Origin of the sequence: Janthinobacterium sp. HH106, assembly GCF_001758725.1 — a bacterium.
Taxonomy (GTDB): domain Bacteria; phylum Pseudomonadota; class Gammaproteobacteria; order Burkholderiales; family Burkholderiaceae_D; genus Janthinobacterium.
Genome location: NZ_LRIC01000061.1, coordinates 23132 through 36209, shown reverse-complemented (window position 1 = coordinate 36209; position 13078 = coordinate 23132). Strand labels below are relative to the sequence as shown.

The window sequence follows — 13078 nt, the reverse complement described above, 5'->3', positions numbered from 1 at the left end:
CTATTTCCTAACGTCATGTTGGCCATCGCTAGCACATCCATACATAGCCGTATGCGATGTTGTCAAGCAAACCAATAGAATTATTAAAATTGCATTAATTTACATCAAGAGTAAGCTTGCATTTGCGTACTCAGTACGCGCAGGAAATAGCAGCTAAAAACGGGCAATGGGATGACTTCCCCGGCAGGCAGGGGCGTATCCCTACACGATGTAGCAACTGTCTCAAGCACAAGGGGATTTTCATGAAAAGCATAAAAAGCATTGCCGTCAAGGCATCCATGCTGGCCGCAATGACCGTACTGGCAAGTGCAGCGCAAGCGGCCACCTGGGTTGATGTGGGGCCGGCCAGCGGTTTCGTCATTGCCGGCAGCACCGTCACCTATTTGCCATCACCGGCATTGGAGGTGAAATATTATGACGATAATCTGGTGCCGCAGAGCCCCTCGGACATCCAGGGCTACATCAATGGCGTGTTCGGCAGCAGCCTGGGCGCCGCCGTTTCGTATTGCGACAGCGCCACTTCGGGCTGCACTGCCGGCACCACGGCAGGCCTGAGCGGCGGGGTCAATTCCTATACGAGCGCGGCCGCCTATGACTATCTGGCCATCCACTTCGGCCAGGGCGAACTGGTGTTCCACTGGGCCGCGCCAGTGGCTGCCGGCACCACGTTCACGGTGGCGGGCCTGCCCAAGGACCTGAGCAACTACAGGGCCTTCATTTCCGCCGTGCCGGAACCTGAAACCTATGCCATGCTGCTCGCCGGCCTGGGCCTGCTGGGCTTCCTGGCACGCCGCCGCCAGGGAAAGTAAGCATCACCAGCGGCAGCGGCGCAACATCGCCCGCTGCCGCCTCCATGCCAGCCGCATCTTTACACCGCGCTTGCGGCGCCAGGCACGCTTTTTACACCATTTTTAGATCCCCCTCGCTATGCTCGACGGCATCCACTGCTGATCGACGAGGGAGATCTCATGCACGAACAACCGTTTCAGCCACGCGCGCGCAGCGTGATCCGCCAGCACTTGCCCGCGCGGGAACGGCTGCGCCTGGCCCGGCTGGCCAGCAAGAAAATGGGGTCGCTACTATCCGCGCTGCTGTGCGCGGCGCCGCTGTTATATTTGCTGAGCGTGGTACTGTTTGCGCAGCCGTGACACGGCAGGCAGGCAAAAGATGAAGAGTGATGGCAATGCGACAGGCTGTCGCGTGCATGACCAGCATGAACTGGTCCGCCCAGAGGGAATCGAACCCCCATTCACGGTTTAGAAGACCGTTGTCCTATCCGTTGAACGATGGGCGGAAAGGTGCAGCATTTTAGTCTATGCGCGCCAGCAATGCCAAGGCGTCGCACAATAGAAAACGGGCTGTCATTTCTGACAGCCCGCTTATGACTTTGGTCGGAGTACAAGGATTCGAACCTTGGACCCCCTGGTCCCAAACCAGGTGCGCTACCGGGCTGCGCCACACTCCGAAGACAAGATAATAACGCCCCCACCCAATTTCGTCAATTGCCATAGACGAATTAGATGGAAATAACTATCGCCCCTGCCCCTTAAGCGCCAACTTTATCGGCGATGCGGCGCGCCATGCTCTCGGCCTTCTCCTTGTCCTTCGCCTCCACCATCACGCGGATCAGCGGTTCGGTGCCCGAAGCGCGGATCAGCACGCGGCCCGTGTCGCCCAGTTCGGCCTCGACCAGTTCCTTCTCGGCCACCATGGCGGCATTTTTCTGCCAGTCGAAACCGGGCGCCACGCGCAGATTGATCAGGGTTTGCGGGAACAGCACCAGTTCGGCCAGGCATTGCTGCAGGCTTTGGCCGCTGCGCTTGAGCGCGGACAATACTTGCAGCGCGGAGACGATGCCGTCGCCCGTCGTGTGGCGGTCCAGACACAGCAAATGGCCCGAGCCCTCGCCGCCCAGTATCCAGCCCTTTTCCTTCATGACTTCCAGCACGTAGCGGTCGCCCACCTTGGCGCGCGCAAAGCCGATGCCCTGCTGCTTGAACAGCACTTCCAGCGCCATATTCGTCATCAACGTGCCGACGGCGCCGGCCACGGGACCCGTCGCCAGACGGTCCTTGACCATGACGTACAACAATTCGTCGCCGTTGTACAAGCGGCCCGTGGCGTCGCACATGATCAGGCGGTCGGCGTCGCCGTCAAGGGCGATGCCCAGGTCCGCGCCGTGCTCGACGACGGCTTCGGCCATGGCCTTGGTTGCCGTGGCGCCAAAGCCCGCATTGATGTTGAAGCCATCGGGCTTGTTGCCGATGGCGATGACTTCCGCGCCCAGTTCATGGAAGACGTGCGGCGCGATATGGTAGGCGGCGCCATGCGCGCAATCGACGACGATCTTCAGGCCGCGCAAGTCCAGCTCGTTCGGGAAGGTGCTCTTGCAAAATTCGATGTAGCGGCCCTGGGCGTCGTCGAGGCGCTTGGCGCGGCCCAGCTTGTCCGACGCCACGCAAGCCATGGGCTCGTCGAGCGCCGCTTCGATTTCCAGTTCCACGCTGTCGGGCAGCTTGGTGCCCTGGCCGGAAAAGAACTTGATGCCATTGTCGTGATACGGATTGTGCGAGGCGGAAATGACCACACCTGCCGACAGGCGCAGCGCCCGCGTCAGGTAAGCGATCGCCGGCGTCGGCATGGGGCCGGCCAGCATCACATCCACGCCGGCGGCCGACAGGCCCGCTTCCAGCGCCGCTTCCAGCATGTAGCCGGAAATGCGCGTGTCCTTGCCGATCAGTACCGTCGGACGCGCCTTGCCGCCCTCCGACTTGGCCAGCACCTTGCCGGCCGCATAACCGAGGCGCATGACGAAATCGGGGGTGATCGGAGCGGTGCCCACCAGGCCGCGGATGCCATCGGTGCCAAAATATTTACGCGTCATAAATTTCTCTTTTGTTGTTTATAATGAATCTTACAGCTTCAGTGCGCCATGCGCCAGACCTTCAGGGCATCGACGGTTTCTGCTACATCATGCACACGAATAATTTCCGCGCCTTGCGCTACCGCCGCAAGCGCACCGGCAACACTGCCGGCCAGGCGCTGCTCGACGGGACGTCCCGTCACGGCGCCGATCATCGACTTGCGCGACAGGCCCGCCAGCACAGGCAGGTCCAGCTCGCTGCGCAGCTGGCGCGTGGCGCGCAATAAAGCGTAGTTCTGCTCCACCGTTTTGCCAAAGCCGAAGCCGGGATCGACGCACAGGCGTTCGCGGGCGATGCCGGCCGCCGTCATGGTGTCGATGCGTTCGCGCAGGAAGTGGATAACTTCGCGCACCACATCGTCGTACTGCGGCTGGGCTTGCATGGTTTCTGGCACGTTTTGCATGTGCATGATGCACAGCGCGCAATCGCTGTCCCGCACGGCCTCGATGGCGCCTGGCGCGCGGAAACCGTTGATGTCGTTGATCATGTCGGCGCCCGCCAGGATGGCTTCGCGCATGACTTCAGGCTTGTACGTGTCGACGGACAAGGGCTTGCCGCAGTCGCGCAAGGCGTACAGCACCGGCATGACGCGCTGCAACTCATCGTGCAGCGGCAGCGGCGGCGCGCCGGGGCGGCTCGATTCGCCGCCGATATCGATGATGTCGGCGCCATCAAGCATCATCTGCTCGGCGCGCGACAGGGCAAATTCCAGGTGCTGATACTGGCCCGCATCGGAAAACGAGTCGGGCGTGATGTTCAGGATGCCCATCACCAGCGCCTGCGCGCCGGACAGGTTGAAGCCGAAACGGCCGAATTGCAAATAGTGTCGCATGTGAATCTTTGTAGTCGTCAGGAAAAAACTGCTGCGGCAACGAAAAAGGGCAAGGATTGCTCCTTACCCTCGTTCTTGCCATCCCCTTGCGTGCCGCCCGTCAGGGCCGCACTAATCAGGCTGGTGCCGTCACGTTTGGCGAGATGCCGCCCGTGCCGCTGTCGCCCGCATTGCGGCGTGGCGGAATGACTTTCGGTGGACGCGGCTCCAGGCCGGCCATGATGTCATTGATTTGCTCTGCATCAATGGTTTCCCATTCCAGCAAGGCTTTCGTCATCATTTCGACCTTGTCGCGGTTGCCTTCCAGCAAGGTGCGCGCCAAAGCATATTGCTTGTCGAGAATGTTGCGGATTTCAGCATCGACCTTTTGCTGGGTCGCTTCCGAGATCGTCTTGGTGGCGCCACCGAAGAAACCTTCGTTTTCGCTGTCTTCGTAGACCATCACGCCCATGCTGTCGGACATGCCGAAGCGGGTCACCATGGAACGGGCCAGCTTGGTGGCGCGCGAGAAGTCGTTCGACGCGCCGGTGGACATCTGCCCCACGAAAATCTCTTCGGCAATACGGCCGCCGAACAGGATGGAAATTTCTTCCAGCATCTTGTCCTTGTAGGCGGACAAGTTGTCGTGCTCCGGCAGCTGCCAAGTCAGGCCCAGGGCCCAGCCGCGCGGCATGATCGTCACTTTATGCACGGGATCGGCCTTCGGCAGCAGTTTGGCGACGACGGCGTGACCGGACTCATGGTAAGCCGTATTGCGACGCTCTTCCTCGCGGATGATCATCGATTTACGCTCGGGACCCATGTAGATCTTGTCTTTCGCATCTTCGAAGTCAGCCATTTCCACCAGGCGCTTGCTGCGGCGGGCAGCGAACAAGGCTGCCTCGTTGACCAGGTTGGCCAGGTCGGCACCGGAGAAACCAGGCGTACCGCGGGCCAGGATATCGGCTTTCACGTCGGTACCGATAGGTACCTTGCGCATGTGCACGTTCAAGATCTGTTCGCGGCCGCGGATATCTGGCAAGCCGACGGAAACCTGGCGGTCGAAGCGGCCCGGACGCAGCAAGGCTTTGTCGAGCACGTCGGCGCGGTTGGTGGCGGCCACGACGATGACGCCGGAGTTCGCTTCAAAACCGTCCATCTCGACCAGCAACTGGTTCAGGGTCTGTTCGCGCTCGTCATTGCCGCCGCCCATGCCGGCACCGCGGTGACGGCCGACAGCGTCGATCTCATCGATGAAGATGATGCACGGCGAATGCTTTTTCGCGTTTTCGAACATGTCGCGCACGCGGCTGGCACCCACGCCGACGAACATTTCCACGAAGTCGGAACCGGAAATCGAGAAGAACGGCACCTTGGCTTCGCCGGCGATGGCGCGCGCCAGCAGGGTTTTACCCGTGCCCGGAGGACCGACCATCAGCACGCCGCGGGGAATGCGGCCGCCCAGTTTCTGGAATTTGCTCGGATCCTTGAGGAAATCGACCACTTCGTTGACTTCTTCTTTCGCTTCGTCGCAACCGGCGACATCGGCGAAGGTGACGGTGTTGCTGGCTTCATCCATCATGCGTGCCTTCGACTTGCCGAACGAGAATGCCCCGCCCTTGCCGCCGCCTTGCATCTGACGCATGAAGAAGACCCAGACGCCGATCAACAGCAGCATGGGGAACCAGGAAACAAAAATAGTTTGCAGGAAAGACGCTTCCTCAGGCGGACGCACATCGAAATGCACGCCATTGTCGCGCAAGTCGCCGATCAGGCCCTTGTCGAGGCTGGTGGCAGTGGTACGCACCTTGGTGTCGTCCATCAGCTTGGCGGTGATCGACGAACCTTCGATCACGACATCCTTGACGCGCTTGGCTTTGACTTCATCCAGCAAATCGGAATAAGCGATGGCCTTGCTGCCGCCTGTGGCGCCATGACTGTCGAATTGCTTGAACAGCATGAACAACAGCAGCAATACGACTACCCAGATGGCAGATTTGGAAAACATGTTATTCACGAAGACTCCTTGGATGCAGTGCGCATCTCTTTACCTATAGCTAGAAACACGATTTTACTCGCAATAAGCGGGCCGTGCCAAAGCCCGCCGATCCGTGCGCGCGAAAAAACCGCGTTCACGCAAAAAAATGCAGTATAAACAATTTAGGCTTTTATGCCATCAGACGCTACTGCACTTCTCGTTCCCATGTGCGGATTCCCGCTTAAATATCAAGGGCGGGATCATCTTCTTCTACGGCATTTTTCAGCGGATTCTTGATTCCACGGCCCATCAGGAAGATTTCCGACGATTTATCGCGGCTGGCCTTCGGCTTTTTCTGTACCACGACCTTGAATTCAGCACGGAATTTCTCCACGATCTGGCTGAAACCCATGTCTTTAAAGCATTTCACCAGCAATACGCCAGACGGCTTCAGGTGCAATTGCGAAAATTCGATAGCCAGGTCGATCAGATGTTCCATGCGCGCGGCATCCGCCGTGGCAATGCCCGACAGGTTGGGCGCCATGTCCGACAGCACCAGATCGACCTTGCGGCCTTGCAACACCACTTCCAGCTGGCGCAATACGCGCGCTTCGCGGAAGTCGCCCTGGATGAAGTGGAAATCGGCGATCGGCTCCATTTCCAGCATGTCCAGGCCAATCAGGGTACCATTGACCCCGCCGCCATCCTTGCCGGCCAGCTTGCGCCGCGTGTACTGGGCCCAGCTGCCGGGAGTACAACCAAGGTCGACAATCACCTGGCCAGGTTTGATCAGTTTCTCGTCTTCATCGATTTCTTTGAGCTTGTATGCTGCCCGGGCGCGGTAGCCCTCTTTTTGCGCCAACTTCACATAAGGATCATTTATGTGGTCGTGCAACCAGTTTTTGTTTAATTTCTTCTTTGCCATTCGCGTAGAATACTGCTTTTAAGGGAATTACTAAATATTATTATGCTAAAACTTACACCCGTAGAGCGCAGCGCACTGCGCGCCGAAGCACACGCGCTGAAGCCTATCGTCATCATTGGCGAAGCGGGCTTGACACCTGCTGTCCTCAAAGAGATCGACCTTGGCCTGGATTCGCACGGCCTGATTAAAGTCCGCGTGTTCGGCGACGACCGCGAAGCCCGCGTCGGAATGTACGATACGATTTGCGGCAATCTCGGCGCCGCCCCGGTACAACATATTGGCAAACTGCTGGTAATCTACCGTCCGAAAAAAGAAGTGGTTAAGGAGAAGGTCAGCGCCGGCAAAGGCATGCGCGAAGTGACCATCGTCAAGGCCAGCGCCAGCGGCACCAAGCGCCCCAGCGTGACGAAAGTCATGATCAAGGGCAATGAGCGCGTTACCGAAGGCGGTTCCATCAAGCGTGCCAAGCCACGTCAGAAAAGCGCCAAGAAAAGCGCACTGGGCAGCAAGTAAGCCTGTTCACCCGGCCACCGCGAGGCGGCCGGGCTTGAAACAAGAAGCGGAGCACGGGATATCCCCTGCTCCGCTTTTTTATTGCAATTGCGCTTGTCGGATTACACGGCGCCAAGGCGCCGCTAATCCGACCTACGATATCGACCATCAGTCATGTAGGTCGGATTAGCGCGCAGCGCGTAATCCGACAACACCACAGCCGATTACTGCTGCTTCCAGATCAGCACGCCCGCCAGCAGGCTTTGCACGGCAAAGATCAGGGTCGACACGCCATGCAGCATGCCGAAGCGGCTGCGCATGGCCTCGTCCATGATGCCCGACGGCGCTTGCGCCTTGAGGTCGGCCATCAGCGGCGAAATGCCGAAATGGCTGAGCAGCGCACACACGAGCATGGACAGCACCAGCGCGCCCAGCAGGCGGCGGCGCTTGAGTTCCAGCGCGCCGGGCGCCCATTGCAGCAAGGCCAGCAGTACCAGCGCGCAGACGATGGACAGCCACGCCTCGGCGCGGAACATGCTGCCGGCGATATTGCCGGCCAGCACGCGGTCGCTCAGGGTGCCGAACAGGGTGGGCGCCACGATGAAGCCGATGGTCCACAGGCTGCCCGCCCACAGGGTGGCAACGAGGAGGCGCACGCGGCCCAGCATCAGATGTACAGTACTTCCAGGATTTCGTATTCGCGCGGGCCGGACGGCGCCTGCACTTCCACCACGTCGCCGGCGTACTTGCCGATCAGCGCGCGGGCGATCGGGGACGTCACGGAAACCTTGTTCATTTTCAGGTCGGCTTCATCGAGGCCCACGATCTGGTACGTGACTTTCTGGCCCGATTCCAGGTCTTCCAGGTTCACGGTCGAGGCAAACACCACGCGGCCTTCCGCGTCGAGCGCGGTCGGGTCGATGATTTGCGCTGCGCCCAGCTTGCCTTCGAGCTCGGCGATGCGGCCTTCGACGAAGGCCTGGCGTTCCTTGGCGGCATCGTACTCGGCGTTTTCCGACAGATCTCCGTGCGAACGCGCTTCGGCGATCGCATCGATGACGATGCGGCGTTCCTTGGTCTTCAAATGATGCAGCTCTTCCTTCAGGAGTTCTGCGCCGTATTTGGTCAATGGGACTGAGGTCATGTTATCTCTACTATCTGCTAGTTATCGGCGCCGTTGTCCGTGTTTTGCCACGGTTAACGGACTTACCAAGTGAAAACCACAGAGGCCGCGCGCTGCTCTGCACGGAACTCTGTGGTTGATAAGCATGCAGTGTACCGCCTAACGGCGGTCACTGCAAACGCACTTAGCTCAAGGTCTTGTGCAGGCCTTGCAAATCGTACACACGCAACTCGTCCAGATGGCGGATGCCTTCGACGGCCGCTTCCGCGCCCGCGATGGTCGTGTAGGTCGTCACGCGCGAGGCCAGGGCCGAGGTGCGGATGGCCCGCGAATCGACGATGGCGCTGCGCTTTTCTTCCACGGTGTTGATCACCAGCACGATTTCATGGTTCTTGATCATGTCGACCACGTGCGGACGGCCTTCGATCACCTTGTTCACTGGCGTGACGGCGATGCCGGCAGCAGCGATCACGGCGGCGGTGCCCTTGGTGGCGACCACGGTGAAACCGGACTCGACCAGGTCGCGCGCCACTTGCACGGCGCGCGGCTTGTCCGACGCTTTCACGCTGATGAAGACCTTGCCCGATTTTGGCAGGTTGACGCCGGCGCCCAGTTGCGATTTCACAAACGCTTCGCCGAACGTCAGGCCCACGCCCATGACTTCGCCCGTCGATTTCATTTCAGGGCCGAGGATGGTGTCGACGCCCGGGAACTTGACGAATGGGAACACGGCTTCCTTGACGCTGAAATATGGCGGCACGACTTCCTGCGTGATGCCCTGCGACGCCAGCGATTGGCCGACCATGCAGCGCGCGGCGATCTTCGCCAGTTGCAAGCCGGTGGCTTTCGAGACGAAAGGCACGGTGCGCGACGCACGCGGGTTGACTTCCAGCACGAAGACGACGTCTTTCATTGCGCCATCGATCTCTTGCTTCTGGATCGCGAACTGCACGTTCATCAGGCCAACCACGTTCAAACCCTTGGCCATCAGCGCCGTCTGGCGTTTCAGTTCTTCAATGGTTTCCGGTGCCAGCGAGTATGGCGGCAAGGAGCAAGCCGAGTCGCCCGAGTGCACGCCAGCCTGTTCGATGTGTTCCATCACGCCGCCGATGAAGGTCGTTTCGCCGTCGGAGATGCAATCGACGTCGCACTCGATGGCGTCGTTCAGGAAGCGGTCCAGCAGCACGGGCGAATCGTGCGAAACCTTGACGGCTTCGCGCATGTAGCGCTCGAGGTCGCGTTGCTCGTGGACGATTTCCATGGCGCGACCGCCCAGCACGTACGATGGACGCACGACCAGCGGGTAGCCGATTTCCTGCGCCAGCGCCAGGGCGTCGGCTTCCGTGCGCGCGGTGCGGTTAGGCGGCTGGCGCAGTTCCAGCTTGTGCAGCATCTGCTGGAAACGCTCGCGGTCTTCGGCCGCGTCGATCATGTCGGGCGAGGTGCCGATGATCGGCACGCCATTCGCTTCCAGGTCCAGCGCCAGTTTCAGCGGGGTCTGGCCGCCGTACTGCACGATCACGCCCACCGGTTTTTCGATGGCGACGATTTCCAGCACGTCTTCCAGGGTCAAGGATTCGAAGTACAGACGGTCCGAGGTATCGTAGTCGGTCGAAACCGTTTCTGGGTTGCAATTGACCATGATGGTTTCGTAGCCGTCTTCGCGCATGGCGAGGGCCGCGTGGACGCAGCAATAGTCAAACTCGATACCCTGGCCGATACGGTTCGGGCCACCGCCCAGCACCATGATCTTTTTCTTGTCGGTCGGGTTCGATTCGCACTCTTCGTCGTACGTGGAATACATGTACGCCGTGTCGGTCGAAAACTCGGCCGCGCACGTGTCGACGCGCTTGTAGACGGGACGGATGTTGAGCGCATGGCGCTGCTGGCGCACGGCCGTGTCGGTCGTCTGCAGCAAAAAGCCCAGGCGGCGGTCCGAGAAGCCCTTCTGTTTCAACTTGTACAGGGTGTTCTTGTCCAGGTTTTCCAGCTTCTGCGTATCGAGCCACAGTTCCAGGTCGACGATTTCCTTGATCTGGATCAGGAACCATGGGTCGATCTTGGTCAGCTGGTGCACTTCTTCCAGAGTAAAACCCTGGGCAAACGCGTCGCCCACGTACCAGATGCGCTCAGGACCAGGCTCGCCCAGTTCTTCTTCGATCTTTTCGCGGTCCTTGGTCTTTTCGTTCATGCCGTCCACGCCCACTTCCAGGCCGCGCAAGGCTTTCTGGAACGATTCCTGGAAGGTACGGCCGATCGCCATCACTTCGCCGACGGATTTCATCTGCGTCGTCAGGTGATCGTCGGCGGTCGGGAATTTCTCGAACGTGAAACGGGGGATCTTCGTGACGACGTAATCGATCGACGGTTCGAACGATGCCGGCGTGGCGCCGCCCGTGATTTCATTGCGCAGCTCGTCCAGCGTGAAACCGACGGCCAGCTTGGCGGCGATCTTGGCGATCGGGAAACCCGTCGCTTTCGATGCCAGCGCCGACGAACGCGATACGCGCGGGTTCATCTCGATGACGATCATGCGGCCATCGACAGGGTTGATCGAGAATTGCACGTTCGAGCCGCCCGTGTCGACGCCGATCTCGCGCAGCACTGCCAGACTGGCATTGCGCATGATCTGGTATTCCTTGTCCGTCAGGGTTTGCGCAGGAGCGACGGTAATCGAGTCGCCCGTGTGCACGCCCATCGGATCGAGGTTTTCGATCGAGCAGATGATGATGCAGTTGTCCGCCTTGTCGCGCACCACTTCCATCTCGTACTCTTTCCAGCCCAGCAACGATTCTTCGATCAGCAGCTCTTTCGTCGGCGATGCTTCCAGGCCGCGCTTGCAGATGGTTTCGAATTCTTCTTCGTTGTAGGCGATGCCGCCGCCGGAACCGCCCATGGTGAACGATGGACGGATGATGGTCGGGAAGCCCAGGGTGCGCTGCACGGCCCACGATTCTTCCATCGAGTGCGCCACGCCCGAGCGTGCCGAACCGAGGCCGATCTTGGTCATCGCATCCTTGAACTTGGAACGGTCTTCGGCCTTGTCGATGGCTTCCGGCGATGCGCCGATCAGCTCGACGTTGTATTTCGCCAGCACGCCATTGTTGAACAGGTCCAGCGCGCAGTTCAGCGCCGTCTGGCCGCCCATCGTCGGCAGGATGGCGTCAGGACGCTCCTTGGCGATGATGCGCTCGACAACCGACCAGGTGATCGGTTCGATGTAGGTCACGTCGGCCATTTCCGGGTCCGTCATGATGGTCGCAGGATTGCTGTTGACCAGGATGACTTTATAGCCCTCTTCGCGCAGGGCCTTGCACGCTTGCGCGCCGGAATAATCGAATTCGCAGGCCTGGCCGATCACGATCGGGCCAGCGCCAATAATCAGAATACTTTTGATATCTAAACGTTTAGGCATTTTTCTTTTTCTCCTCCGCAGCCATCAAGTTGATGAAGCGGTCAAACAGGTAAGCAACATCCATCGGGCCCGGCGACGCTTCAGGGTGGCCCTGGAAGCAGAAGGCCGGCTTGTCCGTGCGGGCAAAGCCCTGCAGGGAGCCGTCGAACAGCGATTCATGGGTCACGCGGCAATTCGCGGGCAGAGTTGCCGCGTCGACTGCGAAACCGTGGTTTTGCGACGTAATCAAGACCTGTTTCGTTTCCAGGTCTTGCACCGGGTGGTTGGCGCCGTGGTGGCCGAACTTCATCTTCAAGGTTTTCGCGCCGGAAGCGAGCGCCATGATCTGGTGGCCGAGGCAGATGCCGAAGGTCGGGATACCCTTCTCGATCAACTCGCGGGTCGCCGCGATGGCGTAGTCGCACGGTTCCGGGTCGCCGGGGCCGTTCGACAGGAAGATGCCGTCCGGATTCAGTGCCAGGGCGTCGGCCGCCGTCGCTTGCGCGGGCAGCACGGTGACTTTGCAGCCGCGCGCCGTCAGCATGCGCAGGATGTTGCGCTTGACGCCGTAGTCGAAGGCGACCACGTGGTATTTCGCGTCCGCGTCGGCCAGCTGGCCGTAGCCTTCGCCCAGGGTCCATTCCGTTTCGCGGTACTCATAGGCAGCCGGGGCCGACACTACTTTGGCCAGGTCCATGCCGGCCAGGCCGGGGAAGGAGCGGGCCAGTTCCAGCGCTTGCGCGGCGGATGGCTCATTGCCTTGCGTACCGACGAGGATGGCGCCGCCCTGCGCACCTTTTTCACGCAGGATGCGCGTGAGCTTGCGTGTATCGATGCCGGCGATGGCGACGATATTTTCAGCTTTCAGGTAATCGGACAGGGAGAGCGTGGAACGGAAATTGGATGCCAGCAATGGCAGATCGCGGATGATGAGGCCAGCGGCGTGCACCTTGGAAGACTCGACGTCTTCGGGATTGACGCCCGTATTGCCGATATGCGGATAGGTCAGGGTGACCATCTGGCGGCAATAGCTTGGGTCGGTAAGGATTTCCTGATACCCGGTCATCGAGGTGTTGAAAACAACCTCGCCCGTGGTATGACCGGCGGCACCGATCGAAAAACCTTTAAAGATCGTTCCATCAGCAAGCGCTAATATGGCTGGAACGGCAGGGCCAGAAAAAAATGGCGGCAAGGGCAACTCCTGATAAAGTTACCGTAGCTGCGCCACGTCAGACCGACCGCCTAGATACCCGAGCCAGATGCACTCAGGGTGTTTCAACGGTCATTTTGAATGAGGGGATGGGTAGTCGCTACGGTATATGTGTGATTGGCTAAACCTTTGAATTATAACCAAAAGGAAGCTTTTCCACAAGGAAGAAAATTCAGAAAGCCCGGCATTTTTTTGCGCAGCAACATAAATCCTGCGCCCCA

11 protein-coding genes and 2 tRNA genes are annotated in these 13078 nt (G+C 59.7%); 3 read left to right on the top strand and 10 right to left on the bottom strand.

All coding sequences use genetic code 11. From position 1 onward, the window contains the following. Positions 1-242: 242 nt before the first annotated feature. Together JAB8_RS30025 and JAB8_RS23655 are read left to right on the top strand one after the other, a co-directional pair. Entirely contained in the window at positions 243-809 is a 567-nt protein-coding gene (locus tag JAB8_RS30025; RefSeq protein WP_254679582.1) for an FxDxF family PEP-CTERM protein, read from the top strand. A 159-nt stretch (positions 810-968) separates the two neighbouring features. Continuing rightward, the gene (locus JAB8_RS23655) at positions 969-1148 is read left to right on the top strand and encodes a hypothetical protein (RefSeq protein WP_070219514.1); all 180 of its coding nucleotides are present in this window, start codon (positions 969-971) and stop codon (positions 1146-1148) included. Between the two features lie 71 nt (positions 1149-1219). Here the strand turns inward: JAB8_RS23655 and JAB8_RS23650 are convergent. From JAB8_RS23650 to JAB8_RS23625, 6 genes are all read right to left on the bottom strand, one after another. Then, positions 1220-1294 (bottom strand) — tRNA-Arg (locus JAB8_RS23650). 94 nt (positions 1295-1388) lie between these two features. Continuing rightward, positions 1389-1465, bottom strand: a tRNA-Pro gene (locus tag JAB8_RS23645). Between the two features lie 81 nt (positions 1466-1546). Then, a complete protein-coding gene (glmM, locus tag JAB8_RS23640; protein ID WP_070291684.1) occupies positions 1547-2884 on the bottom strand; it encodes a phosphoglucosamine mutase in 1338 nt (445 codons plus the stop codon). A 38-nt stretch (positions 2885-2922) separates the two neighbouring features. Then, on the bottom strand, positions 2923-3756 hold the full coding sequence (gene folP, locus JAB8_RS23635; protein WP_070291683.1) for a dihydropteroate synthase: 834 nt from the start codon (positions 3754-3756) through the stop codon (positions 2923-2925). A gap of 115 nt (positions 3757-3871) precedes the next feature. After that, positions 3872-5752 carry an ATP-dependent zinc metalloprotease FtsH gene (gene ftsH / locus JAB8_RS23630; protein ID WP_035817778.1) on the bottom strand — a complete coding sequence of 627 codons (1881 nt, stop codon included), beginning with the start codon at positions 5750-5752 and terminating at the stop codon, positions 3872-3874. A gap of 202 nt (positions 5753-5954) precedes the next feature. Then, positions 5955-6638, bottom strand: a complete 684-nt coding sequence (locus JAB8_RS23625) for an RlmE family RNA methyltransferase (protein ID WP_070219517.1) — start codon at positions 6636-6638, stop codon at positions 5955-5957. A gap of 42 nt (positions 6639-6680) precedes the next feature. On the opposite strand from JAB8_RS23625, the gene JAB8_RS23620 reads away from it, so the two are divergent. Beyond that, positions 6681-7151 (top strand): YhbY family RNA-binding protein, encoded by a 471-nt coding sequence (locus JAB8_RS23620; protein WP_010397237.1) that lies wholly within the window; start codon positions 6681-6683, stop codon positions 7149-7151. A gap of 203 nt (positions 7152-7354) precedes the next feature. Here JAB8_RS23620 and JAB8_RS23615 read toward each other — a convergent pair whose 3' ends face one another. The 4 genes from JAB8_RS23615 to carA all read right to left on the bottom strand — a co-directional run bounded on the left by JAB8_RS23615 (position 7355) and on the right by carA (position 12839). Further along, a complete protein-coding gene (locus JAB8_RS23615; protein ID WP_175445242.1) occupies positions 7355-7798 on the bottom strand; it encodes a DUF4149 domain-containing protein in 444 nt (147 codons plus the stop codon). Further along, complete coding sequence (greA, locus tag JAB8_RS23610; protein WP_034757428.1) at positions 7798-8274, bottom strand: transcription elongation factor GreA; 477 nt, start codon at positions 8272-8274, stop codon at positions 7798-7800. Before greA ends, JAB8_RS23615 begins: the two co-directional genes overlap by 1 nt. 163 nt (positions 8275-8437) lie before the next feature. Next, positions 8438-11668 carry a carbamoyl-phosphate synthase large subunit gene (gene carB, locus JAB8_RS23605; protein ID WP_070291681.1) on the bottom strand — a complete coding sequence of 1077 codons (3231 nt, stop codon included), beginning with the start codon at positions 11666-11668 and terminating at the stop codon, positions 8438-8440. Then, entirely contained in the window at positions 11661-12839 is a 1179-nt protein-coding gene (gene carA / locus JAB8_RS23600) for a glutamine-hydrolyzing carbamoyl-phosphate synthase small subunit (RefSeq protein ID WP_070291680.1), read from the bottom strand. Before carA ends, carB begins: the two co-directional genes overlap by 8 nt. Positions 12840-13078 lie beyond the last annotated feature (239 nt).